This is a genomic window from Streptomyces sp. R28 (genome assembly GCF_041052385.1).
Lineage (GTDB): Bacteria > Actinomycetota > Actinomycetes > Streptomycetales > Streptomycetaceae > Streptomyces.
Genome location: NZ_CP163439.1, coordinates 4,019,145 through 4,044,131 on the forward strand (window position 1 = coordinate 4,019,145; position 24,987 = coordinate 4,044,131).

The 24,987-nt window shown below is 71.7% G+C and carries 23 protein-coding genes and 2 tRNA genes; 16 read left to right on the plus strand and 9 right to left on the minus strand.

Annotated elements, in window-relative coordinates; genetic code table 11:
• Nucleotides 1–183: 183 nt before the first annotated feature.
• The 7 genes from AB5J49_RS17710 to AB5J49_RS17740 all read left to right on the plus strand — a co-directional run bounded on the left by AB5J49_RS17710 (nt 184) and on the right by AB5J49_RS17740 (nt 6,595).
• Nucleotides 184–1,197 carry a phosphatase PAP2 family protein gene (locus AB5J49_RS17710; protein ID WP_369169600.1) on the plus strand — a complete coding sequence of 338 codons (1,014 nt, stop codon included), beginning with the start codon at nt 184–186 and terminating at the stop codon, nt 1,195–1,197.
• Nucleotides 1,148–2,332 carry a hypothetical protein gene (locus tag AB5J49_RS17715; protein WP_369169601.1) on the plus strand — a complete coding sequence of 395 codons (1,185 nt, stop codon included), beginning with the start codon at nt 1,148–1,150 and terminating at the stop codon, nt 2,330–2,332. The genes AB5J49_RS17710 and AB5J49_RS17715 overlap by 50 nt, the downstream gene beginning before the upstream one ends.
• Nucleotides 2,323–3,930, plus strand: coding sequence for a hypothetical protein (locus AB5J49_RS17720; protein ID WP_369169602.1), 1,608 nt, complete (start codon nt 2,323–2,325; stop codon nt 3,928–3,930). The genes AB5J49_RS17715 and AB5J49_RS17720 overlap by 10 nt, the downstream gene beginning before the upstream one ends.
• The gene (locus AB5J49_RS17725; protein WP_369169603.1) at nt 3,927–5,261 is read left to right on the plus strand and encodes an AAA family ATPase; all 1,335 of its coding nucleotides are present in this window, start codon (nt 3,927–3,929) and stop codon (nt 5,259–5,261) included. Before AB5J49_RS17720 ends, AB5J49_RS17725 begins: the two co-directional genes overlap by 4 nt.
• Nucleotides 5,262–5,438: 177 nt before the next feature.
• Nucleotides 5,439–5,804, plus strand: coding sequence for a hypothetical protein (locus AB5J49_RS17730; RefSeq protein WP_369169604.1), 366 nt, complete (start codon nt 5,439–5,441; stop codon nt 5,802–5,804).
• A gap of 151 nt (nt 5,805–5,955) precedes the next feature.
• Nucleotides 5,956–6,531, plus strand: a complete 576-nt coding sequence (locus AB5J49_RS17735) for a bifunctional DNA primase/polymerase (protein ID WP_369169605.1) — start codon at nt 5,956–5,958, stop codon at nt 6,529–6,531.
• Nucleotides 6,522–6,595 (plus strand) — tRNA-Lys (locus AB5J49_RS17740). Before AB5J49_RS17735 ends, AB5J49_RS17740 begins: the two co-directional genes overlap by 10 nt.
• A 281-nt stretch (nt 6,596–6,876) precedes the next feature.
• Here AB5J49_RS17740 and AB5J49_RS17745 read toward each other — a convergent pair.
• Nucleotides 6,877–8,307, minus strand: coding sequence for a M6 family metalloprotease domain-containing protein (locus AB5J49_RS17745; protein WP_369169606.1), 1,431 nt, complete (start codon nt 8,305–8,307; stop codon nt 6,877–6,879).
• A 345-nt stretch (nt 8,308–8,652) separates the two neighbouring features.
• Between AB5J49_RS17745 and AB5J49_RS17750 the strand changes: the two genes are divergently transcribed.
• Complete coding sequence (locus AB5J49_RS17750) at nt 8,653–10,485, plus strand: putative bifunctional diguanylate cyclase/phosphodiesterase (protein ID WP_369169607.1); 1,833 nt, start codon at nt 8,653–8,655, stop codon at nt 10,483–10,485.
• Between the two features lie 3 nt (nt 10,486–10,488).
• On the opposite strand, the gene AB5J49_RS17755 is transcribed toward AB5J49_RS17750, so the two are convergent.
• The 3 genes from AB5J49_RS17755 to AB5J49_RS17765 all read right to left on the minus strand — a co-directional run bounded on the left by AB5J49_RS17755 (nt 10,489) and on the right by AB5J49_RS17765 (nt 13,443).
• The gene (locus tag AB5J49_RS17755) at nt 10,489–11,595 is read right to left on the minus strand and encodes an LLM class flavin-dependent oxidoreductase (protein ID WP_369169608.1); all 1,107 of its coding nucleotides are present in this window, start codon (nt 11,593–11,595) and stop codon (nt 10,489–10,491) included.
• Nucleotides 11,596–11,891: 296 nt separating this feature from the next.
• Nucleotides 11,892–12,623, minus strand: coding sequence for a decarboxylase (locus AB5J49_RS17760; RefSeq protein WP_369169609.1), 732 nt, complete (start codon nt 12,621–12,623; stop codon nt 11,892–11,894).
• Nucleotides 12,624–12,633: 10 nt separating this feature from the next.
• Nucleotides 12,634–13,443, minus strand: a complete 810-nt coding sequence (locus AB5J49_RS17765; RefSeq protein ID WP_369175173.1) for an aspartate/glutamate racemase family protein — start codon at nt 13,441–13,443, stop codon at nt 12,634–12,636.
• A gap of 183 nt (nt 13,444–13,626) precedes the next feature.
• On the opposite strand from AB5J49_RS17765, the gene AB5J49_RS17770 reads away from it, so the two are divergent.
• Nucleotides 13,627–14,610 (plus strand): D-2-hydroxyacid dehydrogenase, encoded by a 984-nt coding sequence (locus AB5J49_RS17770; protein ID WP_369169610.1) that lies wholly within the window; start codon nt 13,627–13,629, stop codon nt 14,608–14,610.
• Between the two features lie 50 nt (nt 14,611–14,660).
• Nucleotides 14,661–16,061: an amidase gene (locus tag AB5J49_RS17775; RefSeq protein ID WP_369169611.1), complete on the plus strand. Its 1,401-nt coding sequence runs from the start codon at nt 14,661–14,663 to the stop codon at nt 16,059–16,061.
• Here AB5J49_RS17775 and AB5J49_RS17780 read toward each other — a convergent pair.
• Nucleotides 16,042–16,536 (minus strand): DUF3830 family protein, encoded by a 495-nt coding sequence (locus AB5J49_RS17780; RefSeq protein WP_369169612.1) that lies wholly within the window; start codon nt 16,534–16,536, stop codon nt 16,042–16,044. The genes AB5J49_RS17775 and AB5J49_RS17780 overlap by 20 nt on opposite strands.
• A gap of 47 nt (nt 16,537–16,583) precedes the next feature.
• Here AB5J49_RS17780 and ehuB point away from each other — a divergent pair, with 47 nt between their 5' ends.
• The 6 genes from ehuB (at nt 16,584) to AB5J49_RS17810 (ending at nt 20,830) form a co-directional block, all read left to right on the plus strand.
• Nucleotides 16,584–17,516 carry an ectoine/hydroxyectoine ABC transporter substrate-binding protein EhuB gene (gene ehuB / locus AB5J49_RS17785; RefSeq protein WP_369169613.1) on the plus strand — a complete coding sequence of 311 codons (933 nt, stop codon included), beginning with the start codon at nt 16,584–16,586 and terminating at the stop codon, nt 17,514–17,516.
• A complete protein-coding gene (ehuC, locus tag AB5J49_RS17790; RefSeq protein ID WP_369169614.1) occupies nt 17,513–18,235 on the plus strand; it encodes an ectoine/hydroxyectoine ABC transporter permease subunit EhuC in 723 nt (240 codons plus the stop codon). Before ehuB ends, ehuC begins: the two co-directional genes overlap by 4 nt.
• On the plus strand, nt 18,232–18,882 hold the full coding sequence (gene ehuD / locus AB5J49_RS17795; protein WP_369169615.1) for an ectoine/hydroxyectoine ABC transporter permease subunit EhuD: 651 nt from the start codon (nt 18,232–18,234) through the stop codon (nt 18,880–18,882). Before ehuC ends, ehuD begins: the two co-directional genes overlap by 4 nt.
• Before the next feature lie 10 nt (nt 18,883–18,892).
• Nucleotides 18,893–19,669 (plus strand): ectoine/hydroxyectoine ABC transporter ATP-binding protein EhuA, encoded by a 777-nt coding sequence (gene ehuA, locus AB5J49_RS17800; RefSeq protein WP_369169616.1) that lies wholly within the window; start codon nt 18,893–18,895, stop codon nt 19,667–19,669.
• 195 nt (nt 19,670–19,864) lie between these two features.
• The gene (locus AB5J49_RS17805; protein ID WP_369169617.1) at nt 19,865–20,623 is read left to right on the plus strand and encodes an IclR family transcriptional regulator; all 759 of its coding nucleotides are present in this window, start codon (nt 19,865–19,867) and stop codon (nt 20,621–20,623) included.
• Between the two features lie 130 nt (nt 20,624–20,753).
• Nucleotides 20,754–20,830 (plus strand) — tRNA-Lys (locus tag AB5J49_RS17810).
• On the opposite strand, the gene AB5J49_RS17815 is transcribed toward AB5J49_RS17810, so the two are convergent.
• From AB5J49_RS17815 to AB5J49_RS17830, 4 genes are all read right to left on the minus strand, one after another.
• A complete protein-coding gene (locus tag AB5J49_RS17815; protein ID WP_369169618.1) occupies nt 20,793–22,454 on the minus strand; it encodes an AMP-binding protein in 1,662 nt (553 codons plus the stop codon). The genes AB5J49_RS17810 and AB5J49_RS17815 overlap by 38 nt on opposite strands.
• A gap of 49 nt (nt 22,455–22,503) precedes the next feature.
• Nucleotides 22,504–23,019: a DUF3592 domain-containing protein gene (locus AB5J49_RS17820; RefSeq protein WP_369169619.1), complete on the minus strand. Its 516-nt coding sequence runs from the start codon at nt 23,017–23,019 to the stop codon at nt 22,504–22,506.
• Nucleotides 23,020–23,152: 133 nt separating this feature from the next.
• The gene (locus tag AB5J49_RS17825) at nt 23,153–23,758 is read right to left on the minus strand and encodes a lytic polysaccharide monooxygenase (RefSeq protein ID WP_369169620.1); all 606 of its coding nucleotides are present in this window, start codon (nt 23,756–23,758) and stop codon (nt 23,153–23,155) included.
• A gap of 95 nt (nt 23,759–23,853) precedes the next feature.
• A complete protein-coding gene (locus tag AB5J49_RS17830; protein WP_369169621.1) occupies nt 23,854–24,981 on the minus strand; it encodes an SPFH domain-containing protein in 1,128 nt (375 codons plus the stop codon).
• Nucleotides 24,982–24,987 lie beyond the last annotated feature (6 nt).

Below are 24,987 nucleotides of genomic sequence, written 5' to 3' on the forward strand. Positions count from 1 at the left end.
GAGCCCTTCCGGGAGAAGTGAGAAGCGGAACCCGTCCATCATCGCCCACGCCGTGGACGGGCAACCCGGGGGGCGATCTCTGCGTCTTGACGTCCGGGGGCGCCCGAAGGGGGCGCACGCGCACACCGTAAAGTGGTTCGACCGGTCCACCGGGCGCCGCGACAAGAAGGGGGAGGCGATCTGATGCCACACGCCGAGACAGCTGGCGTGGAGGCGACGCCGCGGACCCGCCTGCGCTGGTGGACCGAGCTGCCGCTGATACTGCTGGTCTACGCCTGCTATTCGGCGGGCCGGCTCCTCGCCCGGGGCGATGTCAGCCATGCCGTGGACCACGGCCTCGCGATCCTGGACATCGAGAAGGCCCTGTACCTCAACGCGGAGCACCCGCTCAACCGCCTCTTCACCCGCGAGCCCTGGCTCGGCATCCCGGCCGACTTCTGGTACGCGTCGCTGCACTACCTGGTCACGCCCGCGATCCTGGTCTGGATCTTCAGGTCCCGCACCGTGCACTACCGCGCGGCCCGCACCTGGCTGATGACGTCGACCTTCATAGGCCTGATCGGCTTCACCCTGCTGCCCACCTGCCCGCCCCGGCTGCTCGCCGAGAGCTACGGCTTCGTGGACACGATGGCCCAGTACAGCTCCTACGGCTGGTGGGGCGGCGAGGCCAGCGCGCCCCGGGGCATGGGCGGCATGACGAACCAGTACGCGGCCATGCCGAGCCTGCACGTCGGCTGGGCGCTGTGGTGCGGGGTGATGCTGTGGCGGTACGGCGGGACGCGCCTCACGAAGGCGGCGGCGGTCGCCTACCCCCTGATCACCACGATCGTCGTGATGGGCACCGCCAACCACTACTTCCTCGACGCGGCCGCGGGCGCCGCGGTGATGGGCGTCGGGCTGCTGCTGGCGCCCTACGTCCTGCGGACCGCGGACCGGGTCCGGGCACGGTTCGGAGTGGAGACGGCCCCCGTCGCGACGGCCTCCGCCGGCACGGTCACGAAGGGTGCCCCGGACAGTGCCCGGGACACCGTCGCAGTGGCCTCCGACGACGCTTCTTCCTCAATTGTCAGTGGCGGATGCCAGACTTCCGCGGGTGAGCGAATTCCACGGCAGCGCGAGTCCCGGTTCGGATCCGGAGCCGAGCCGAGTGCCTCCCCCCAGGACGCGGGGGACGGCGCTCCGGCACCGGCTCGCTGAACTGCGCGGTCCTGACGTACCGGCCAAGGCGCTGGACGCGCGCGCCCTGGCCGCCCTCGCCGCCAACCCCGGCTGCAAGCGCCGCGCGATCCTGGACGGGGCCGGGGTGAACAAGGCGGCACTGGCGAGCGCGCTGGGCTCGCCGTCCGCCTTCGGACAGTCACAGTTCGCCTTCACGCGCGGGAACGCCTTCGAGGCCAAGGTCAAGGCGGACGGCGGCGCGGAGCTGCTGCGCCTGGTGCACGAGAAGCTGGACCGTTCCGCCGAGCCGCCCGCCCACGCGCGCGTGCCCGAGCTCACCGCGATCGGCCCCGAGGGCCGCACAGCCCGTACGGCACTGGCGCTGCGGGAGGCCACCGAGGCCCGCGGTGAGTGGACCCTGTTCGACCACCCGATGCTCGCGCTGGACGTCGCCGGCTCGCCCGCCTTCCTGGAGCCGGACGCGGTGGTCGTGCACCCGGACGGCAGCTGGACGGTCGTGGAGATCAAGTCGTTCCCGATGCTGGACGGTTCGGCGGACCCCGCCAAGGTGGGCGCGGCCGCCCGGCAGTCGGCGGTGTACGTGCTGGCGCTGGAGCAGATCGCCGCCCGGCTCGGCGCGGAGCCGGAGGCCGAGGCGCCCGGGAGGCGGAGCGCCTCAGGAGACGCCCCCGCCCCGCGCGTGCGCCACCGCGTCCTCCTCGTCTGCCCCAAGGACTTCTCCAACCTCCCCACCGCCTCCGCCGTCGACGTCCGCAAGCAGCGCGCGGTGACCGCCCGCCAGCTGGCCCGCCTCACCCGCATCGAGGACATCGCCGACACGCTCCCCGAGGGCGCCTGCTTCTCCCCCGAGCTGCCGGCCACCGACCTGACGGCAGCGGTCGAGTCGGTACCGGCGACGTACGCGCCCGAGTGCCTGTCCGCCTGCGAGCTGGCCTTCCACTGCCGCGGCCGTGCCCGCGCGTCCGGCGCGGTGACGTCGCTGGGCCGCTCGGTGCGGGCCGAGCTGGGCGGCCTGACCACGGTCGAGGACGTCCTGTCGGCGGCCCGCGGCGAGTCCGGCGACCCGGACGACCCTGCGGTGGCGGCCCTGCGCAGGGCGGCGCGCCTGCGTGCCGAGGCCCTCGGCACGGAGGCGGTGGCTTCATGTCACTGATCGCCACCCTCGCCCGCCTCGAAGCGGTCAGCACCGGCCGCGCCCAGCCCGCCGCCACCGTCCGCCACCGGCGCCTGTCCGAGCGGCCCCTGGTCTTCGTGCCCCTCACCACCGCCGGTGAGGCCGGTGCCCCGCTCGGTGCGCTGGTCGGCACGGACCGGGACGCCCCGCACCTGTTGGTCGTCCCGCAGCCGCGCGACCGGGACCTCAGGTTCGCGTTCCTGTCCGAGCTGGCGGACATCGTCCTGCCGTACATCGACACCTATGCCGAGGACGTGGAGGCGGCCGAGCGCAACGAGACCGATCCGGAGACCGGCAAGCGGGTCAAGGTCGAGGTCGAACTGTGCGCGGACGCCCCGCAGTTGATCGTGCCGAGCCGCGCGGGCATCGACTTCGTACGGCTACTGGGCCGCTCGATGCGCTTCCGGCGTACGGCGGAGCAGGACCCGGAGGCCCCCTACCCGGCGCCCCCGCGCGTGCCGTTGCTCGGCCGCTGGCTGACCCACTTCGGCGAGCGGGCCCGCGTGCCCGGCTCCTCGCTGCTGCTCGCCATGACCGACGTACTGGCCCGGCACTGGGCGACCGGCCAGTCCACCCTGGAGGACCAGCACCTGGGCGCGCTGCTGGCCTGGATCGACCCTCCCCCGTCGGCTTCGACGGGGGCCGAGGCGGCGCTGCGGGCGGAGCTCGCGCGGGACCGGGAGGGCCAGCTGCTGTGCCCGCCCGCCGGTCCCGCCACCGACCCGGCGTTCGACAACAAGCTGCTCGCCCCCGCCATCGAGCGCTACGACCGCGCCCGCACCGCCCTCGCCGCCGCCGAGGACGGGCTGGAGGCCGACGACCGGCTCGGTGACCTCACCGCCGCCGAGCGGGAGATCCGCGCCCTCGTCGAGAGCCGGACCCGGCCCACCTGGGACGCGGTGTGGCGCGGCCTGGAGCTGCTGCGGGAGCTGCCGGAGGCCGCGCGGGTCGAGGAGCGGTGGACCCGCGACCGCTGGTCCTTCACCGGCCACCGCGACCGTGTCCTCGCCGGCGAGCCCCCGCAGCCCCGCCGCGACGACGCGGTCACCGCCGCCAACAAGCTCGCCGCGCGCGAGCGCGAACAGGCCCGGCTGGAGGCCCAGGAGGCGCTCGACGACCCGCTGGTGATGGCGGGGCGGCGGCTGGCCGGGGAGGCGTTCGCTGGCGAGGTCACCGAGGTCGTGATGGCGTACAGCGAGGGCAAGCGGCCGAGCCCGCGCCCGCTGGTCACCGTCCGCACGGACGACCGGCCGCACCTGGGCGAGCGGGCCAAGGTGTTCCGCTCGCTGGGCGGAAAGCCTCAGTCGGCGGAGTTCGTCGGGTACGAGGGGGACAGCGAGGACGGGGGCGCGCTCGTGCTGCTGCGGGTGCTGGACAAGATGGGCCGCGGCAAGGAGCCGGAGGAGGGGTCGGTGCCGGAGAAGGGCGACCTGATCTGCTTCACGCTGTTCGAGCACGAGCAGCGGGGCGGCGCGAAGCTGCCCGACCCGGAGCAGACGCCGTGGACGCACGGCGGTCCGCCCGGGGAACAGGTGCCCGAGGCAGCCGATCCCCTGACCCAGGAGGACGTGCTGTGACCACCGTGTTCGACCCCGGTGCCGCGGCGACGAAGGCCACCGACTCGATCCTCCGCGACACGCTGCACGGCACCGCGCGCGGTGTCGTCGTCGACTCCCCGCCCGGCGCCGGCAAATCCACACTCGTCGTCCGCGCGGCCCTCGAACTCGCAGAGGCGGGACGCCCGCTGATGGTCGTCGCGCAGACCAACGCCCAGGTCGACGACCTGGTGCTGAGGCTCGCCGAGAAGAACCCCGAGCTGCCGGTGGGCCGGCTGCACAGCAGCGACGCCGACCCGTACGACAAGGCGCTGGACGACCTGCCGAACGTACGCAAGTCGGCGAAGGCGGGCGACCTGAGCGGCCTCTCGGTCGTCATCTCCACGGCGGCCAAGTGGGGGCACGTCAAGGTCGACGAGCCGTGGCGGCACGCGATCGTGGACGAGGCGTACCAGATGCGCTCGGACTCGCTGCTCGCCGTGGCCGGGCTGTTCGAGCGGGCGCTGTTCGTAGGCGACCCGGGCCAGCTGGACCCGTTCGCGATCGTGGGCAGCGAGCAGTGGGCGGGCCTGTCGTACGACCCGTCGGCGTCCGCCGTGACCACCCTCCTCGCCCACAACCCCGAGCTGCCGCAACACCGCCTGCCGGTGTCCTGGCGGCTCCCCGCGTCCGCCGCGCCCCTCGTCTCCGACGCCTTCTACCCGTACACGCCGTTCCGCAGCGGCACGGGCCACGACGACCGCCGCCTGTCCTTCGCGGTCCCGTCGGACGGCTCGGGGCCGGACCGGGTGATCGACGAGGCGGCGGAGGCGGGCTGGGGGCTGCTGGAGCTGCCCGCCCGGCACACGCCGCGCACGGACCCCGAGGCGGTGAGGGCGTTGGCGACGGTCGTACGGCGCCTCCTGGACCGCGGCGGCGCGGCGACGTCGGAGCGCTCGCCCGATCCCACGCCCCTCACCGCCGACCGGATCGCGGTCGGCACGGCCCATCGCGACCAGGCGGCGGCGGTCCGGGCGGCACTCGCCGAGCTGGGCGTGACGGACGTCACCGTCGACACCGCTAACCGCCTCCAGGGCCGCGAGTACGACGTGACCGTGGTCCTCCACCCCCTCTCCGGCCGCCCTGACGCCACCGCCTTCCACCTGGAGACGGGCCGCCTGTGCGTCCTCGCCTCCCGCCACCGGCACGCGTGCATCGTGGTGTGCCGGGCCGGGGTGAGCGAGCTGCTGGACGACTACCCGTCGACAGAGCCGGTGCAGCTGGGGACAGTGGTGAAGTTTCCTGATGGTTGGGAGGCGAATCACGCGGTGTTGGCGCGGCTCGCGGAGCATCGGGTGGCGTGGCGGCCGTGAACGAGGACGGCAGGCAAGCGGCAGCCCGGCTGACCTGTCCCGCCACCCACTTGCGCGGGCGCGGGACAATGGACGGTGGACCGGTCCGCTGGGGGATGCCCGGTTGCGGGGGTTGGTCGCCGGGGAGCAATGAGATCGGTGACGTACGAGATCGGTGATGCAAGAGAAGGAGAGAACATGGCGGAGCCCACGCCGCGTCGGAGCGAACCGCGGCTACGCCCCGCGCCCCTGCTCTTCGAGCCCGCGCAGGTGGCCGCCGACCCGGAGCACTTCTTCGACCTGGAGTCGATCGACGACCCGCGGGCGCTGCTGGCGCGGGCGACCGAGCTGACGCAGGCGTTCCGGGCGGCGACGGACCGTGCGGTGGAGTTCCAGGCCATCGCGGCGGCCCAGCTGGCGGACCCCCGGCGGTTCGACCGGCTGACGCCCGCCGACATCGCCGCGCAGGCCGAGTGGACCGAGGACTACGCCAAGAAGATGGTGGAGTTCGGCAGGGATCTCATGCGGGGGGTCGAGGGGCCCGGGCACGTCGACCCGGTGTGACCGACACGGACCGACGCGGACCGATGCGGACCCACGCGGGTGCCCCATGGGCATATGCCAGGCGGGCAAGATACGCCCTGCCACCCCACCCTGTCCCGATTTCCGGGAACTCTCGGGAACGGTGCGCTCACCCTCGGTAGATGTATCTGCCATGAGCAGCGCTCGCAACGCCCAGTCCTCCCCCGCCTCCCTCACCGCGGACGGCGCCGCCTGGCTTGCCTCCGCAGAACCGTATCCGCGCAGCATCCGGGCGCTCTGGGACGAGCGGCCTCAGGCCCCCGTGGTCCTGGCCTGCGGCTCCGTCTTCGACATCGTGAGCGCGCCCGCGATCTTCGGGCGCCGGATGGTCGACCGGCTGTGGGAGGAGGGGCCCGGTTCAGGGCCGGTGGCGATGTTCCGGGGCCGGATGCTGCTGTTCGCCGCGCCCGGCACGGCCCAGCGGCTGCCCTCGCTGCTGCGGTGGGAGGAGTTGGGCCGCGCGGGCGACGTCCCGCCGCTGCTGTGCCACGGCACGGGAGACGCGGTGACCGTGCCGGCCCGGCCCGACACCGCCACCCCCTCCGACTCCCGCTGGCTGGTCGCCCCCGACACCCGTAACCCGTGGCTGCCGGGCCCCGAGGTGCTGCTCTGGGCGGCCGTACGGGCGGCTCGCGCGGCCGTTCGGATATCGATTTTTCCCCACCCCGACCAGGGTGCTAAGGTCTACGACGTCAGCAGGCGCCGCTAGCTCAGTTGGTTAGAGCAGCTGACTCTTAATCAGCGGGTCCGGGGTTCGAGTCCCTGGCGGCGCACAGACAGTGAAGGCTCCTCGCAACTGCGGGGGGCTTTCGCTTTTGAGATGGGCCCTCCCGGTCCCGAGGGGCGGCTGGGGGTCCGGGGGTCAGCCCCCGGGAAATGCAGCATCAGCGGGTCCGGGGTTCGAGTCCCTGGCGGCGCACAGACAGTGAAAGCCCCTCGCGGAAGCGAGGGGCTTTTCGCATGCGCCCCGGCGCACCGTCTCGCCCCGGCGCACCGCCCGGCCGCCATGCACCCCCAGCCCCGGCGCGAGCGTTACCCGAACCCGGCGCAGGCGCTACCTGACCGCCGTGATCTTCACCGTCCACGCCCCCGACGCCGTACGCCCCTCCACCTCCACCCGCACACCGTCCCCGGGCACCGTGAAGCTCTCACCGAGGCCGACCGGCGCGTCCGCGAGCGGCGGATACACGGACTCCTCCCAGCAGGCCTCGCTGCGCGGGTGGGCGTCGATCACCTCGACCGGCCCGCCCCCGGAATCGGCCTGGCTGCGTACCCGGTACACCAGCACCCCCTGCCGACAGGCCTGCACATCGTTGCCCACCGGCCCGCGCACCTCGAAGGCGAGGGCGCTTTCGGGGCCGGTACGGACGACGGCGAGCTTGGCGCCGTGGCCCAGCCCGAAGCCCGGCACGGCGCCGACCGCACCGGCGGCGCCGAGCGCGCCGTACGCACCGGCGGCGCCGAACGCGCCGAACGCCGCGGGCGGCCAGGGCGCCCCCGCCGGCCCCGCCGCACCCGGCTGCACCGGCATGGCACCCGGCCCCACCGACAACGGCTCCAGCGTCAGCCGCGTGCCGCCGGTTCCGCTCCCCCGCACGCACACCACCTGCCGCGGCTCCAGCCACCCCAGCTTCCACTTGTGCCAGCCGAACAGGTCCGGCGCCATCCCGAACTGGCTGCCCATCAGATCCCAGTCGCCGACATAGGTGTCCCAGTCGCCCTTGCCGTCCGCCGGGCGGTGGTACAGGTCCGGCAGGTCGAAGATGTGGCCGGTCTCGTGCGCGAGGACCAGCCGGTCCGGCGGATGGTTCTCGAACACCGTGACGACGCGCCGGATGTTCGTGCCGTCGGCCCGCAGCGGGACGTCCAGGTTGACGACCTTCGTGGCGTCCGAGTCGACGCCGGGCGCGTCCGGGTCGGCGACGAAGTAGACGAGGTCATAGCGGGAGAAGTCCACCTTCCGGTCCGCCGCGGCGAGCGCGTCGCGCAGATAGGCGGCCCGGTCGGCGACGCGCCAGTCGCGCTGTATGGCGTACGCCGTGGACGGCTTCGGCATGCGGATCCAGTGCCGCAGCGGATGCGGGCGCAGGGTGAATCTGCCGTAGGAGGCACGTTCGAAGAAGCGGGTGGTGGCCGGGAAGTGGTCGGCCGTCAGTTCGGCGGGTGTCGTCCGCGGGGCCGAGTCGGGGAAGGACAGGAACACCATGACCGCGTCGAGTTTGCGGGTCGGGCGCGGATAGGCGGCGTTCCAGGTGTCCAGGCCCTCGGAGTGGTGGGCCTCGGTGCGCTCGAGGGCGCAGGGCGTCGTGTCGAACGGTTCGGCGACCGAGGGGCCGGCGACCAGGGACGTCGCGGCGAGCGCGGACATCGTGGTGAACAGTGCGGCGGTGCTGCGCAGTCGGGGCCATTCCCACAACCGGCCCATCCCAGTGAGCAGGGGGAACTGACGCGGCACGTGGACCTCCGGGAGCGGTTCGCGGGACACCGCACCCAGCCTCAGTCAGATTGTCGTACTACGCCCTGTTTGCCTGCACCGGATGGGTGAGGGGGCCGAGGAATCGCCAGAATCGACACCACCGAATCGCTCACGGAACGTCACAATCGATCGGGGGCCCGAAGAAGCCGTCCAGGTGCGGGCAGAAACGATCTGTCAGAAGGTCGGGTCACATGGGAACACTGAACAGTGGCTGGAAGGGCCCGGAAGCAGCCTCTATGATCGGCACACTTTCCTGACACTTTCCTGCACGGACACGGCCTGGCGGCCGACCGCCCCCCGGCCGGCCATTCCGATGAGACCCATCCGAGATCGAGTGCACTGCGGGAGCGAGCGGTGAGCGGAACGTCCGAAGGGCCGACGCCTACGGCAGACCTCATCCGGCCGGCCGTCACAGAGAGTAACGCACAGTCATCCCCCCGTACCGGGGCGCCGCCTCTGACGCCCCCCTACTCCTCCGCCTTCTCGGCCGCCCCTCTGGCGATGGCCGTGGTCGACCGCGAGGGCCTGGTCACCGACACCAACCCCGCCTTCGCCGAGCTGCTCGGTACGGCGCCCAGGGAGCTGGCCGGTTCCGTCGCCGCCGACCTGGTGGACCTCACCTCCGACGCCCACGCCTGGCACGCCTACCGCGAGGTGCTGCGCGGCCGCCAGACCCAACTGCGCTGCACACGCCGCCTCAAGCACCCGGACGGACACTCCCTGTGGGTCCAGGTCACGGTCGTGCCCCTGCCCGCCGAGCAGCCGGGCGGCGTCCTGCTGTCCGTCGCCGACATCAGCGCCCACCGCGAACTCCAGGCAAAGCTGCGGCACTTGCAGATGCACGACGCGGTGACCCGGCTGCCCAACCGCACACTGTTCTTCGAGCGACTGTCGGCCGCGCTGGAGGCGGAGTCGTACGAGGAGAACGGCACGACCGGCCGAATCGGCCTGTGCTACCTGGACCTTGACGGATTCAAGGCGATCAACGACACCCTCGGCCACCGCGTCGGCGACAGCCTGCTGGCCGCCGTGGCCGAACGGCTCACGCGCTGCGCCGAGGAGGCGGGGTACTCCAGGTCGATCCCGCCCCTGGTGGCCCGGCTCGGCGGTGACGAGTTCGCCCTGCTCGTCGAGGACTCGACGGGCACCGAGCAACTGGCCGACCTCGCCGAGTCGGTGCTGGAGTCCCTGCGGGCCCCCTTCGACCTCTCCGGCCGGCGCCTGTCGGTGTCGGCCTCGATCGGCGTCGTGGAACGCCAGGCGGCCGGCACCACCCCGACCGCCCTGATGCAGGCCGCCGACACCACGCTGTACTGGGCGAAGGCCGACGGCAAGGACCGCTGGACGCTCTTCGACCCCGAACGCAACGCCCACCGCATGACCCGCCAGGCCCTCGCCTCCACCCTCCGTCCGGCCATCGACCGCGGTGAATTCGCCCTGGAGTACCAGCCGTTGGTGAGCATGGGAGACGGCAGGCTGCGCGGTGTCGAGGCGCTTGTCCGCTGGAAACATCCTCAGTTCGGCGTACTGGCGCCGAATCGGTTCATCGGATTGGCCGAGGAGGACGGCTCGATCGTGCCGCTCGGCCGCTGGATCCTGGCGACCGCCTGCCGCCAGGCACGCGCCTGGCAGGTCACACACCCCGATGAGCCGCCGATCTTCGTCAGCGTGAACGTGGCCGTACGGCAGGTCTGGGACTCCGACCTGGTCGCGGACGTGGCGCGGGTCCTTGCCGAGACGGAACTCGCCCCGCACCTGCTCCAGTTGGAGCTCACCGAATCGGCGGTGATGGGTTCGGCGGGAAGACCGCTCCAGGTCCTGCAGGCGCTCAGCGACATGGGCGTACGCATCGCGATCGACGACTTCGGCACGGGCTACTCGAACCTGGCCTACCTCAGCCGCCTGCCGGTCTCGGTCCTGAAGCTGGACGGCTCCTTCGTACGGGGCTTCCAGTACGAGAGCGACAACAGCACCGCCGTCCCGCCGAACCCGGCCGACGAGGTCGTGGTCGAGGCGATGATCCAGCTCGCCCACCGGCTGGGGCTGACGGTCACCGCCGAGTGCGTGGAGACGCTGGCGCAGGCCTCGCGACTGCGGAGCATCGGGTGTGACACCGGCCAGGGGTGGCTCTACTCGCGGCCGGTGCCGCCGGATCGCATCTCCGAGTTGCTGGGTGTGCGGGTGTGAGGATCAGGACGCCTTGGGCAACCCGTAGGCGTCCGCGATGAGTTCGTACGAGCGCAGGCGTATGTCCATGCCGGGCGCGTTGCTCGTGATCATCAACTCGTCGGCGCCGGTGCGCTTTTGAAGGTCGTCGAGGCCGGCGCGGACCTCGTCGGGGGTGCCGTGGACGACGTTGGCGTTCCAGGAGTCGGCGAACTCGCGCTCCAGCGGGGTGAATTCGTATGCCTCGGCCTCCTCCGGCGTGGGGATGAGGCCGGGGCGGCCGGTGCGCAGCCGGACCATGCTGAGGGCGGCGGCCTCGACCTGGCGGCGGGCCTCCTTCTCCTCGTCGGTGGCGAGGGCGGAGACGCCGATGAGGGCGTACGGCCGGTCGAGCACGGCGGACGGCTGGAAGGACTCCCGGTACAGGTCCAGGGCCGGGATGGTGTTCCGCGCCGAGAAGTGGTGCGCGAAGGCGAAGGGCAGGCCGAGGACGGCGGCGAGGCGGGCGCTGAAGCCGGAGGAGCCGAGGAGCCAGATCGGGGGGCGGTGCGGGGACTGGACGCCGCCGGGTGACGTCGCCTGGACGGGGCCGGGGACGGCGTGGATACGGCGGTAGGGGTGGCCGTCGGGGAAGTCGTCGTCGAGGAAGCGGGTGAGCTCCGCCAACTGCTCGGGGAAGTCGTCGGCGCCCTCGTTCAGGTGGTCCGTGCGGCGCAGGGCGGCTGCGGTGGCGCCGTCCGTGCCGGGGGCGCGGCCGAGGCCGAGGTCGATACGGCCGGGGGCCATGGCCTCCAGGGTGCCGAACTGCTCCGCGATGACGAGCGGGGCGTGGTTCGGGAGCATCACGCCGCCGGAGCCGAGGCGGATGCGGTCGGTGTGGGCGGCGATGTGGGCGAGGATCACGGCCGGGGACGAGGAGGCCACGCCCGGCATGGAGTGGTGCTCGGCGACCCAGTAGCGGTGGAAGCCGCGGGACTCCGCGAGGCGGGAGAGCTCGACGCTGGTGCGCAGGGCGTCGGTGGCGCTGCGGCCGGAGCTGACTGTGACCAGGTCCAGTACGGAGAGGGGGACGGGGGCGGTGCCGTGTGTGGTGCCCCGGATCTCGTGGGCCTGGGTTTCGTCTGCCGCCACGTGTGCCTCCTGCGGTTTCGCCGTGCGGTGTGCGCTGTGCGGTGTGCACTGTGCGTCCGGCGTTAACAGGAGGGTGGCTCCGGTTTATTCCCTCGCCCCCGCCGCCCCTACCCGTCCCATCCTCAGGGGCGCTGCCCCTTCGGCCCCGGTTCCTGGGGCCTGCGGCCCCCAGACCCCCGCTTCGGCCCTGAACGGGCCTCGTCCTCAAACTCCCCCGGAGGGGGTACCCCCAGACAGGCTGAGATGCGCGGACCGGCGCCGGGGAGTGCGCGTCAGGGCCGAAGTGACCCCGCTCGCTACACCTGCACGATCGGCTCCCGCGTGAACAGCGCCCCCATGGCCGGCGCGTTCACCCGGCGGTCCGCCAGGCGCAGTGCCTCCCATACCGTGACCTGGTTCGCCGTGAGGACCGGCTTGCCGAGTTCGGCCTCCAGGGCCGGGATGTGGGCCGCCGTGTGCAGGGCCGTGTCCGGGAGGAGCACGGCCTCCGCATCCGCGGTGTCGGCCTCCTTGGCCAGCGCGAACACCTCGGCCTCGCCCCAGGTCCCGACCTCCGCCGCGGTGATGATGCCGGAGTCGGACACCGCGGCCACCTCGGCGCCCCCGGCCGTCAGGAACTGGGCGAAGAGCCCCGCCACGTCGTCCGGGTAGGTCGCCCCGACCGCCACCCGCCGCACCCCGAGCTCCCGCACCGCGTGCACGAAGGCGAAGGAGGTCGACGACGCCGGCATCCCGGCCGTGCGGGCGAGGGCGCGTACCTGCTCGTGGGCGCCCTCCCAGCCGTAGACGAAGCTGCCGGACGTGCACGCCCACACCACCGCCTCGGCGCCCGTCAGCCGCAGCGCCTCCACGCCCTCGGCGAGGCGCTCGGCCGCGCCCATCCGCAGCAGCGCGTCCACCCGGTGGGCGTCCTCGCCGATGTCGGTGTGCACCAGGTCGAGCCGGATGTCGCTGGCGAGCAGCTGCTCGATGCGTGGGTAGTCGTCCTCGGCGGAATGGCCCGGGTAGAGAAATCCGAGTGCGGTCATGTCAGCCTTTCTACTGCTGTTCCTGTTCAGGAACATCCGGCACGTCCGGAAGCACGGGCCCGCTCGGCGTCGCCGGGTCGATCCGCGCCGCCGGATCGATCAGCGCCTGATAAGGCCCCACCGCGCGAGTACCCAGCCTGCGCAGCGCAGCCCACATCGTCACCTGGTTGGCCGAGAGGACCGGGATGCGCAGTTCCGCCTCCAGTTGGGGGATCACGTCGTAGGTGGGGAGGTTGGTGCAGCTGATGAACAGGGCGTCGGCCCGGCGGCCCACGGCCCTGCGCGCCATGTCCGCCACATCGCGGTACGGCACCTTCCAGATGTGCCGTGTCAGCCCCATGAAGGCGCACCCCGTGACCGCCACCCCCGCCTCCGCCACGTACTCCTCGAGGGCTCGCGTCACCGACACGGTGTACGGCGTCACCAGCGCCACCCGCCGTACGCCGAGCTCGGCCAGTGCCTCAAGCAGCGCCCCGGACGTGGTGACGGCGGGTATCGCGCCCGCCCGCGTCATCGCCTCGCACATCGCCCGCTCGCCCGCGATACCGCCGACGAAGCTGCCGGAGGTGCAGGCGTAGGCGACGACCTCGGGCGCTATCGCGGTCAGGGTGCGGACGCCGTCGCCGAGCGTCTCGTGTTCGCTGACCAGCCGGGCGAGGTCCAGGCTGACCTCGACCGGGACGAACGGCGTCCGGGTCAGGTGCAGCGAGACCTCGTCCGGGACCCATCGCCACAGCTCCCGGTCCAGCGCGAAGTCGAAGGGGGCGATGACTCCGACGCCGCGCTGCGGGCGGGGGCCGCCGAGGAAGGAGATGTCCATGGCGCTCATGGCAGGCACCGCCCTCACTAAGAGAAACAGGTGAGCAACGGACCGTACGTACGCCCGTGTTGACGAAGGTAGGTTCGGGTGCGAGCGTGGTCAAACCTCGCATGTCAGACGGCCATCCCTTCCAGTAAAACTCCGACAGCCGACCCCCCGCACCCCCCGGAGAGACGACTCCGCATGACCGCACCCACCCCCGGTCCGCCGCCCGCCTCCGACCCCCCTCCCACGCTCCTGGTCCTCGACACCGACCCCCTCCCCCGCCTCGGCCGCCTCACCGGTCGCGCCCGCGTCGAGCACGCGGACGAGTCGACCCTCGCCGAGCGCCTGCCGCACGCCGACGTCCTGCTGGTCTGGGACTTCGCCTCGCACGCCGTACGCCACGCCTGGCCCGGCGCGGGTCCGCGCCCGCGCTGGGTGCACACGGCGAGCGCGGGCGTGGACCATCTGATGTGCCCGGAGCTGACCGCGTCCGACACCGTGGTCACCAACGCGCGCGGCGTCTTCGACCAGCCGATCGCCGAGTACGTCGCCGCGCTGGTGCTGGCGATGGCGAAGGACCTGCCGAGGACGCTGGAGTTGCAGCGCTCGCGGGAGTGGCGGCACCGCGAGGGACAGCGTGTGGCCGGATCGCGCGCGTGCGTGGTCGGGTCCGGGCCCATCGGCCGTACGATCGCCCGCACGCTCAAGGCCCTCGACATCACCACCGCGCTGGTCGGCCGCACCCCGCGCACCGGCATCCACGGCCCCGACGACCTCGACCGGCTGATCGCCCGTGCCGACTGGGTGATCGCGGCCGCGCCGCTCACCGAGCAGACGTACGGCATGTTCGACGCCCGCCGCTTCGGCGTCATGCAGCCGGCCGCCCGGTTCATCAACGTCGGGCGCGGGCAGCTTGTCGTCGAGGACGCCCTGGCCGAGGCCCTCGCCAAGCGCTGGATCGCGGGGGCCGCGCTCGATGTCTTCGAGCACGAACCCCTCACCGCCGACAGCCCGCTGTGGGGGCTGCCGGGTCTGATCGTCTCGCCGCACATGAGCGGGGACACCATCGGCTGGCGGGATGAACTCGGCGCGCAGTTCGTGGAGTTGTACGAGCGATGGGAGGCGGGCAGGCCACTGCTGAACGTGGTCGACAAGCAGCGCGGGTACGTACCGGGACGCTGAACTCCCCGCGGTTTCGCACCGATTCCCGCGGATTCGAGCCTGGAGGGCGCATGACGGATCTCACCGAACTGACCGCCGTACAACTCCTCGACGGCTACCGCAAAGGAGAGTTCAGCCCCGTCGACGCCACCCGCGCGACCCTGGAGCGGGCCGAGCGGATCCAGCCGGAGTTCAACGCCTTCGTGCGCCTCACCGCCGAGGAGGCTCTCACGCAGGCGGGCGAGTCGGCCGAGCGGTGGCGGCGCGGCGAGCCGGCCGGCCTGCTCGACGGCGTTCCGGTCACGGTGAAGGACATCCTGCTGATGCGCGGCGGCCCGACGCTCAAGGGCTCGAAGGCCCTCTCGGCGAAGGGAAGCTGGGACGAGGACGCCCCCTCGGTGGCCCGGCTGCGCGCGCACGGCGCGGTGTTCCTCGGCAAGACGACCACCCCCGAATTCGGCTGGAAGGGCGTCACCGACTCGCCCCTGTCGGGCGTCACCCGCAACCCCTACGACCCCACCCGCACCGCTGGCGGCTCCAGCGGCGGCGCGGCGGCGGCCGTGGCGCTCGGCGCGGGACCGCTCGCCCTCGGCACGGACGGCGGCGGCAGTGTCCGTATCCCGGCGGCGTTCTGCGGCATCTTCGGCCTGAAACCGACGTACGGCCGGGTCCCTCTGTACCCGGCGAGCGCCTTCGGCACCCTGGCGCACGTCGGCCCGATGACCCGTGACGCGGCCGACGCGGCCCTGCTCCTGGACGTCATCGGCACGCCCGACTCCCGCGACTGGTCGGCGCTCCCCCCGGCACCCGGTTCCTTCGTGGCGGGCCTGACCGGCGGTGTGCACGGCCTGCGCGTGGCTTACTCCCCCTCCCTCGGCAACCAGGTGGCGGTGCGTCCGGCGGTCGCGGCGGCGGTACGGCGGGCGGTGGAGCGGCTGGCGGGGCTGGGGGCGTACGTCGAGGAGACCGACCCCGACTTCACCGACCCGGTGGACGCCTTCCACACCCTGTGGTTCACGGGGGCGGCCCGGGTGACCCAGCATCTCGGGCCGCACCAGCGGGAGTTGCTCGACCCGGGTCTGCGGGAGATCTGCGGCGTCGGCGCCCGCCGCACCGCGCTCGACTATCTGGCCGCGGTGGACGTCCGTATGGAACTCGGCCGACGGATGGGCCGCTTCCACGACACCTACGACCTCCTCGTCACCCCGACCCTCCCGCTCACCGCCTTCGAGGCGGGCACGGAGGTCCCCAAGGGCTCGGGCCACCACCGCTGGACGGGCTGGACGCCGTTCACGTACCCGTTCAACCTGACCCAGCAGCCGGCGGCGACCGTCCCCGTCGGCGTCGACGGGGACGGCCTGCCGATCGGCCTGCAACTCGTGGCCGCCCGGCACCGGGACGATCTGGTGCTGCGGGCGGCGCACGCGCTCTACGAGGCCGGCATCGCCGGGCTCACACCCTCCGGAAGCTGAGCGACTCGCCCAGCGCCCCCGACCGCCACAGGTCGTTGCAGCCCTGGGCCATCTCCTCCAGGCCCTCGACGACCTGGCCCCAGACGATGCCGGGCACCCAGCCCACGTCGCCGTTCAGGAGCAGGTTGTTGCGCTCGTAGAACAGGGCCAGGTCGACCACCGTCGTGCCGGGGCGGACCTCACGGTCGTAGCCGTAGGAGTTGGTGCCGAGTTCCGTGCCGGCGAAGGCGAAATAGCACAGATCTCCTGGAATGGGGGTGACCGTCGGGTTTTCCAAGGGCGGCTCCGTTTCCGCGAAGGGCGGGAAGAGGGCGTAGATCTCGTTGCGGGCGTATTTGGCGTGGTAGACGTCGCTGGTCAGGGGCAGGGCGTCCCAGACGGCCGCGCAGGTGAGCGGGGCGCGGTCGTCCAGGAGCTTGGCCGTGCAGTGGATTCCCCGCTTGACCAGTGACACCTCGATGAACCGTTCAGTCATGCCTTCCAGGGTGCATACATCGCATGGTCTCGGGTAGCCGCGCCGCCATGGCTCCACCACTGGAACATGTCGAAACACATGTCGGACACAGATCGGGCACCCCTACACGCCGGTCGCTGCTCGCGGGGGTGGCGGCGCTCGGTGCGCTGGGCGCGGCAGGCTGCTCACGCGTGGCCACGGCCTCCACGAAGGAGGGTGGCGAGCTGCTCGACCGGCTGCGCGCCGCCGGCGTGGTACGCCTCGGGATCGCGGGTGAGATTCCCTTCGGGTACATCGACAAGAACGGTGAACTCACGGGTGAGGCGCCCGAGCTGGCGAGGGTCGTCTTCAAGCGGCTCGGCGTGGACCGGGTACAGCCCGTGCCCACCGAGTTCGGGTCCCTGATACCCGGGCTGAACTCGCAGCAGTTCGACGTCGTCGCCGCCGGGATGTACGTCAATCCCGAGCGCTGTGAGCAGGTCATCTTCTCCGACCCCGACTATCAGATGCTCGATTCCTTCATCGTGCGCAAGGGCAACCCGAAGGGCCTGCACGACTACAAGGACGTCGTCGAGAAGAAGGCCAAGTTCGCCACCGGGACCGGCTATGCCGAGATCCAGTACGCCGTCGAGGCGGGGTACAAGGAGAGCGACATCCTCATCGTGCCGGACCAGGTCGCGGGTCTGAACGCCGTCGAGGCGGGGCGTGTCGACGTCTTCGCCGGTACCGCGCTCACCGCCCGTGAGGTCGTCAAGAAGTCGGCCAAGGCCGAGGCCACCAAGGCCTTCGCTCCCCTCGTCGACGGCAAACCGCACGTCGACGGCGGCGCGTTCGCCTTCCGGCCGACCGAGACCACGCTGCGGGACGCCTTCAACGTCGAGCTGCACAAGCTGAAGAAGAGCGGGGAGCTGTTCCGCATCCTCCGGCCCTTCGGCTTCACCAAGGCCGAGATGACCGACCTCACCGCGAAGGAGCTGTGCGCAGGGGGGACGGGCGGATGACCTCGGGACTCTGGGAACTCGTACTTCAAGGAATCTGGGTCACCGTCCAACTGCTGGTGCTGAGCGCACTGGTGGCGGCGACGGTCGCCTTCGGGGTCGGCATGGCCCGCACGCACCGGCTGTGGATCGTCCGCTTCCTCGCGGGCGTCTACACCGAGGTGTTCCGCGGAACCTCCGCCCTGATCATGATCTTCTGGGTGTTCTTCGTACTGCCGGTCGCGTTCGGCTGGCAACTGGTCCCGCTGTGGGCCGGCACCCTCGCGCTCGGGCTGACCTACGGGGCGTACGGCGCCGAGATCGTGCGCGGCGCCCTCAACTCCGTCGACCCGGCGCAGCGCGAGGGCGGTATCGCGCTCAGCTTCACGCCGTGGCAGCGGATGCGGCTGGTCCTGCTGCCGCAGGCGGTGCCGGAGATGATCCCGCCGTTCTCCAACCTGCTCATCGAACTGCTGAAGGGCACGGCCCTGGTGTCCGTCATGGGCATGGGCGACCTGGCCTTCAGCGCCAACCTGGTGCGCCTCGCGTTGCAGGAGAGCACGGAGATCTACACGTACGTCCTGCTGATCTACTTCGTCATCGCCTTCCTGCTCACGCGGGGGATGCGCGGACTGGAACGCAAGCTCAAGGCAGGGCTGGGCAAGCCCGTCGGGAGCACTCCCGACCAGGAGCTGCACCGACCTGAGACGACCGGCGTGGGCGCGGGAGGTGCTCTCGGATGACCTGGGACTGGGGCGCTGTCGCCGACTTCATGCCGAAGTTCTGGGACGGGCTGCTGCTCACGCTGCAGATCCTGGCCCTCGGCTCGCTGATCTCGTTCGCGCTGGGTCTGGTGTGGGCGCTGCTGATGCGCACACCGACCCGCTGGGTGCGCTGGCCGGTCGGGGTGGTCACGGAGTTCATCCGCAACACCCCGCTGCTGGTGCAGCTTTTCTTCTTCTTCTACGTGCTACCCGAGTGGGGCCTGACGTGGTCGGCGCTGACCACGGGCATCTGCGCGATCGGGCTGCACTACTCGACGTACACGATGCAGGTCTACCGGGCCGGTATCGAGGCGGTCCCGGCCGGCCAGTGGGAGGCGGCGACCGCGCTGAACCTGCCGGTGCGGCGCGCCTGGACCGTGGTGATCCTGCCGCAGGCGATCCGCCGGGTCGTGCCGGCCCTCGGCAACTACGTCATCGCGATGCTCAAGGACACCCCGATCCTGATGACGATCACGGTCATGGAGATGCTCGGCGAGGCGCGGCTGTTCGCGCAGGAGAACTTCCAGTTCACCGAGCCCCTGACGGTCATCGGTGTGGCCTTCATCTTCATCGCCTACCCGGCCTCCCTTCTCGTACGAGCCCTGGAGCGACGCCTTGTCCGCTGACACGCCTTTGATGAAAGAACCCGACGCGAGCGCCAACCCGCCGGTGGACGGCAGCGAACTGATCCGCTTCGAGAACGTCACCAAGCGCTTCGGGTCCAACACGGTCCTCGACCGGCTCGACTTCTCCGTCGAGTCCGGCAAGCACGTCACCCTGATCGGCCCGTCCGGCTCCGGCAAGACGACGATCCTGCGGCTGCTGATGACCCTGGCCAAGCCCGACGAGGGCAAGATCACGGTCGCCGGTGACCAGCTCTTCCCGGCCCCGGAGAAGCAGATCCGCGAGGTCCGTAAGAAGATCGGCATGGTGTTCCAGCAGTTCAACCTGTTCCCGAACATGTCGGTGCTGCGCAACATCACCGAGGCCCCCGTCACCGTCCTCGGCATGTCCAAGGACGAGGCGGAGGCACGCGCCCGGGAGCTGCTGGAGATGGTGGGCCTCGCCGACAAGTGCGACGCCCGCCCGACCCAGCTGTCCGGCGGCCAGCAGCAGCGGGTGGCGATCGCCCGGGCGCTGGCCATGCGGCCGCAGGTGCTGCTGCTGGACGAGGTGACCTCGGCGCTGGACCCGGAGCTGGTCGCCGGCGTCCTCGACGTGCTGCGGGACATCGCCCGCACCACCGACATCACCATGCTCTGTGTGACCCACGAGATGAATTTCGCCCGGGACATCTCGGACCAGGTCCTGATGTTCGACTCCGGGCGGGTCATCGAATCCGGCGCACCCGAGAAGATCTTCAACGACCCCGAGAAGGACCGGACCCGGGAGTTTCTCAGCGCTGTGCTGTGACTCCCGACACGCCTCATGACTGCGGCATATGCCAGATGGCTAGGCCGCAGTTGAGGGCGTCGCAATCTCGTCAACAAGCGCTCACTACCGGCCTCTTGCCCGTTATCGTGAAGGAGATTGGCTGACTCGAACCCGGCCCAGTCGACGAGGTGTCGACGAGGCAACGAGAAGCGACGTGCAACCGCAGGGGGAACCGTGGCGCTGCAGCACGAGCCGACGACGCCGTACCACTCGGCCCAGGACGCCCTGCGCGTCCTGGAGACCGTGGCACGGCACAACACCGGAGTCACCGACGCCGAGCTCGCCCGGCACACCGGCATCACCTGGGAGCGCCTGACCAGCCTCCTGCTGATGCTGCGCCGCGAGGGCTACGTCGAGCAGATCACCGACGGGGCGTACGTCACGGGCGACGCCCTGACCCGTCTCGGTTCCGCGCAGGGCCACGCGCAGGCCCTGCGCGACAACCTCCAGCGCATCCTCGACCGGCTGCGCGACTCGGTCGGCGCCGCCGTCTACATCAGCCGGTACGTCGACGGAGAGGTCAAGATCGACCAGTTCGCCGCCGGCCCGACCATGCCCGTGGTCAACGAGTGGGTCGACTTCCGCTTCTCCGCCCACGCCACCGCGATCGGCAAGAGCCTGCTCGGGCAGCTCGACCACAACGGCCGGCGCGACCACCTCTCGCGCCACAAGATGGCCCGCCTCACCTCGCGCACGATCACCAGCGACAAGGTCCTGCTCTCCCGGCTGGAGACCCAGCCGCCGACCGTCCCCCACCTCGACCTCCAGGAGTACGCGGTGGGCACGGTGTGCGCGGCGGTCCCGATCACGGCCGGATCGTCGGTGGGCTGCCTGGCCCTGTCACTCCCGTTGGAGCACGCCCACCGGCTGCGCCAGGCGGCGGACACCCTGAACCGGAACGCGGCGCCGGTGCTGCTGTCGCTGGCGATCTAGGGCTGTTCCGTCCCCCGAGCCCCGGTGATCCGGGGCCCGCCCGGGTGGTCGGAACCACCCCCGAGGACCGGGTAGTATTTTCTTCGTCGCCAGCCGCGAACCCCCTGGGAACGCGGTCGGCGAGGGTCATGCGCCGCTAGCTCAGTTGGTTAGAGCAGCTGACTCTTAATCAGCGGGTCCGGGGTTCGAGTCCCTGGCGGCGCACCACCGAAGGGCCTCTCGTGGGAGCGGGAGGCCCTTCGACGTATGCCAGGACGTCCGCCTCGGTCAGCCGCCGGTACGCCCGCTCCCCGGCCGGCCGCCACCACACCGGATCGGCACACCGCAGCCCCTCCCGCCTGAGCCCCGCCCGCTGGATCTTGTTCGTGGCGGTCACCGGCATCTGCTCCACGACCCGCACGAACCGTGGCGCCATCTTCGTCCCCAGGTCCGGCTGGGCCAGCAGGAACCCGGCGAAGCCGACCGGATCGAACTCCCCCGCGACGGTCGCCATGACCTGGTCCCCGGTCACCGGATCCGGCACCGCGTACACGGCGACGGCCCCGGCACCCTCGTACCGGGCGAGGATGTTCTCGATCATCGCGGCGGACAGGTTCTCCCCGTCCACCCGGAGCCGGTCGTCACCGCGCCCCGCGAAGTACAGATAGCCGTCGGCGTCCCGGCAGAACAGGTCCCCGGTCCAGTACCAGCCCTCCCGCCGCCGCTCCGCCTCCGCCTCGGGATTGCGCCAGTACCCCTCGAAGGGGTTCGGCCCCCGGTTGACCAGCTCCCCGATGGCCTCGTCCCCGTTGACCAGCCGCCCGCCCGCGTCGAAGACAGCGGGCGGGCACTCCGCACAGGTCTCCGGATCGAGTACGACGAGCCCGGGCGCCGCCCGCCCCACAGCCCCAGCCGGCGTACCCGGCGACCACTGCACGGCGGCCCCGCCCTCGGACGACCCGTAACCCTCCATGAGCCGCACCCCGAACCGGCGCTCGAAGGCGGCTGCGTCCACGGCGCCCGCCTCCGTCCCGAAGCCGAGCCGCAGCGGATGGTCCCGGTCGTCGGGGCTCGGCTCGGTGGCGAGGAGGTACTGGATCGCCCGGCCCACGTAGGTGAAGTACGTCGCCCCGTACGCCCGTACGTCGTCCAGGAACCCGGACGCCGAGAACCGCCGCCGCAGCGCGGCGCCCGCGCCGGCCGCGAGGGCGGGCGCCCAGTCGGCGATCACCGCGTTGCCGTGGAACATCGGCATGCAGATGTAGTGCACGTCGTCGGGGCGGACGCCGAACTGCCCGGCCAGCGAACGCCCGGCGGCCGCCAGCCGCCCCTGGGTGCAGATCGCGGCCTTGGGGGCGCCGGTCGAGCCGGAGGTGAAGTAGAGCAGGAGCCGGTCGTGCGGGGTGGCACGGGAGGCGTCGGGCCGGACGTCGGCGTACGGCGCGAGCAGGGCGTCGTACCCTTCCCCGTCGGTCAGCAGCAGTCGCACACCGGGTAGGTCGAGGCCGTCGAGCAGCGGCAGGTGGGCCCGCTCGGTGACCAGGAGCCGGCACTCGGTGTGCAGGATGTCGCGGGCGAGTTCGGGGCCGCGGCGGGTGGGATTGATGCCGGCGACGGCGGTGCGGGCGAGGGCCGCCGCGCTCAACCACAGGGGGTATTCAGGGGTGTTGTCGAGCAGCACCCCGATGTGCGAGCGGGGCGGCACCAGGTCGGTCAGCAGTGCCGCCCGGGCCGCGGCACCCGCCGCCACCTGGTGGTGGGTGAGCGCCTGCCCTTCGCACCACAGCCCCGGCCGGTGGTCGCCCCACCGGCCGGCGACGAGTTCCGCGACCGTACGCCTGTTGGACTCCATGGCGGCGCACGGTAGTTGATGGCCCGTCAGATGTGGAGGGCCATGAGGGTTACGGGGTCATCGTGACGCCGTCGACGACGACGGTGTCGATGGTGTCGTCGGTGCCCTCGCCGAAGCCGGAACCATCGGACATCTGGTTGTACGTGGCGATGAAGCCGACGCAGAACACCGCGACCACCCCGAGGAACGCCAGGATGGCGACGGTGGACGCCGCCAGCTTGGCGCGACCCGGGGCCTTGGCCGTGGCGACCACCTCGTGACCCTCGGCGTAGTGGACGGTGACGAAGTCGCCCTCGACCGTCGTCGCCGGGCCGTCCTCCTCCTCGAAGCGGACGACGCGGCCGTCGCGTGCGGTGAACTCGTAGACGTGGTGCAGCCTGGTGTGCACGGACGTGTCACGGCCACCGCCATGGGTCGTCGTGAACATCCGCAGACAGCGCGCCTCGGCCGTCAGTCCGCTGTTCCAGGCGCTGCGGATCTGCAGCGAGCGGCGCACCACGCGGTACGCGCCGAAGAGGACGAGGGCCAGCATGAGGCTGGGCAAGGCGTAGAAGAAGAGGTCCATGGCGCTTCCCCCGAGGTCAGATACTGCTGGTCGTGGGGAACCTACCCCCGGGGGAAGCACACTTCGCTCAAGTAACGCTCAGAGATCCGGAGCCGGATCAGAACGTTCAGAGCGTTCAGAGCGTTCAGAGCGTTCAGAACGTGACGTCCGAGCACGCGTAGAACGCGTTGCCCGTGTCGGCGATCGTCCACACCGCGAGGATGACGTGACGGCCGCTCAGCCCGGACGGCAGGGTGCCGCTGTGGGAGAGCGTGGACGGGGGTCGCTGGCCGCCGTACGGGACGGTCAGGAACGGCGTGAGGTTGAGGTCGGAGCGGGCCAGGTTGTGGTTCTGGTTCCAGCCCGGCCTGGTGACGTAGTACTTGAAGTCGGTCGTGGCGTGCATGGCCGTGAACTGCCAGCGGAACGTGTAGCTCTGACCGCCCGTCACCCTGGTGGCGGGCCAGGCACCGCCGGACGGTGTCCGTGGCGCGCTGAGCTGACTGAACTGGCCCAGACCGGCGTTGCATATCTGACCGTCGGCCGGTCCTGAGCCCGGGAAGCCCTTCGGGCCCTCGACACTCTGTGGCTCCCACTGGATCGAGCCGCAGTTGGTCACGGTGCCGTTCTGACAGAGCTTCTGCCGGCTGATGGGGAGGTCGGTGTAGCCGTGGCTGCTGGCGCCTCCGGTGGAGAGCACGAGGGCCCCGGCCGTGGTGAGTCCGAGTGCTGCGGCGTACCACTTGGTCTTTCTGCGCATGCTGCTGCTCCTGGGAACGTGGGGGAAGTTCGGTGAGCTTGCAGGTCTAGACCAAGTCTCAGATTATTGCCGTTAGTTGAACATGTCCATACCAATCACGGGCCTTGTTCGCCCCGCCCCGCACAGAACGCCACCGTCAAGTCCTTGACCAGCGCCTTGCGTTCGTAGTCGTCGAGCTCGACCAGGCCCCGCATGGTCAGCCGGGTCACCGTGTCCTCCACCGAGTCGACGACCGAGGTGAGCATGGTCGCCCGGTGCTGCGCGTCCAGCGCGGCGATCCGTCTGCGGTGCATGGCGGCGGCGACCTCGGGGGCGTACTCCATCCGCACCGGCCGTACCGAGAACACCTCGAGCCCGACCGCCCCCGCGTCCCGCACCACCAACCGGGTCAGCGCGTCCCCGGCCATCTCGACGGACCCCCGCGAGGCACCCGGCATCTCCACCGGCACCCGGGCCAGCGCCGCCTCGACACACTCGCGCAGATACGTCTCGTGGTCCTCCACCCCGAGCGTCGCCCGCGCGGTGTCCCGTACCCGCCACACCACCAGCACGACGACCCGCAGCGCGACCCCGTTGCCGTCGGCCGCCGGCATCGGCTCGCTGCGCCAGTGCCGCAGCCGTACGTCGACCCGGCGGCGCAGCAGCAGCGGGTTGACCCACAGCAGACCGGTACGCCGGACCGTCCCCCGGTAGCCGCCGAACAGCCCGAGCACCCAGGCCCGCCCGGTCCGCCCCCGCGCCAGCCCGCCGAGGCCGACGAGCCCGAGGGCCCCGGCGCCCGTGTACGCCGCCCACTGCACGGGCCCCAGTCCCGCCGCGGACGCCGGCAACCGCAACGCCTCCACCACCAGCGGCGGCAGTACTCCGGCCCACCACGAGGTGGCCAGGCATCCGGCCGCCCCGCACGCCCCGGCCAACACCCCTGCCGCCCCGGGCAGCACCCGCGCCGGCCGTTCCACCAGCTCGGGGTCGACCTCCGGCGCGGGATTCGGCTTCGACTGCGCCGGGCGGCGCAGGCGCGGTTGCTCCCCCGTGCCCTGCCGACGCGCCACGACCGTCGGCCTGAGCGGCACGGACACCGGGTCGGGGCCGTCACGGAACAGCAGATGGACGGGGATCTCGGTGGTCCCCTCGTTCTGGATCAGCCGGGTGGGCCGGGCAGGCCCCTCGGCCGGACCCGCGAGCCCCTCGGGCTCGGGCGTGGGTGAAGTGGTCGTGGTCAAGCGTGC

Bases quoted from the DNA above. Each gene is read 5' to 3' on its own strand.
- AB5J49_RS17710 (WP_369169600.1), top strand. From the start codon at position 184: ATGCCACACGCCGAGACAGCTGGCGTGGAGGCGACGCCGCGGACCCGC.
- AB5J49_RS17720 (WP_369169602.1), top strand. From the start codon at position 2,323: ATGTCACTGATCGCCACCCTCGCCCGCCTCGAAGCGGTCAGCACCGGC.
- AB5J49_RS17730 (WP_369169604.1), top strand. From the start codon at position 5,439: ATGGCGGAGCCCACGCCGCGTCGGAGCGAACCGCGGCTACGCCCCGCG.
- AB5J49_RS17735 (WP_369169605.1), top strand. From the start codon at position 5,956: ATGAGCAGCGCTCGCAACGCCCAGTCCTCCCCCGCCTCCCTCACCGCG.
- AB5J49_RS17760 (WP_369169609.1), bottom strand. From the start codon at position 12,623: ATGACCGCACTCGGATTTCTCTACCCGGGCCATTCCGCCGAGGACGAC.
- AB5J49_RS17765 (WP_369175173.1), bottom strand. From the start codon at position 13,443: ATGGACATCTCCTTCCTCGGCGGCCCCCGCCCGCAGCGCGGCGTCGGA.
- AB5J49_RS17770 (WP_369169610.1), top strand. From the start codon at position 13,627: ATGACCGCACCCACCCCCGGTCCGCCGCCCGCCTCCGACCCCCCTCCC.
- AB5J49_RS17775 (WP_369169611.1), top strand. From the start codon at position 14,661: ATGACGGATCTCACCGAACTGACCGCCGTACAACTCCTCGACGGCTAC.
- AB5J49_RS17780 (WP_369169612.1), bottom strand. From the start codon at position 16,536: ATGACTGAACGGTTCATCGAGGTGTCACTGGTCAAGCGGGGAATCCAC.
- ehuB (WP_369169613.1), top strand. From the start codon at position 16,584: ATGGCTCCACCACTGGAACATGTCGAAACACATGTCGGACACAGATCG.
- ehuC (WP_369169614.1), top strand. From the start codon at position 17,513: ATGACCTCGGGACTCTGGGAACTCGTACTTCAAGGAATCTGGGTCACC.
- ehuD (WP_369169615.1), top strand. From the start codon at position 18,232: ATGACCTGGGACTGGGGCGCTGTCGCCGACTTCATGCCGAAGTTCTGG.
- ehuA (WP_369169616.1), top strand. From the start codon at position 18,893: ATGAAAGAACCCGACGCGAGCGCCAACCCGCCGGTGGACGGCAGCGAA.
- AB5J49_RS17815 (WP_369169618.1), bottom strand. From the start codon at position 22,454: ATGGAGTCCAACAGGCGTACGGTCGCGGAACTCGTCGCCGGCCGGTGG.
- AB5J49_RS17820 (WP_369169619.1), bottom strand. From the start codon at position 23,019: ATGGACCTCTTCTTCTACGCCTTGCCCAGCCTCATGCTGGCCCTCGTC.
- AB5J49_RS17825 (WP_369169620.1), bottom strand. From the start codon at position 23,758: ATGCGCAGAAAGACCAAGTGGTACGCCGCAGCACTCGGACTCACCACG.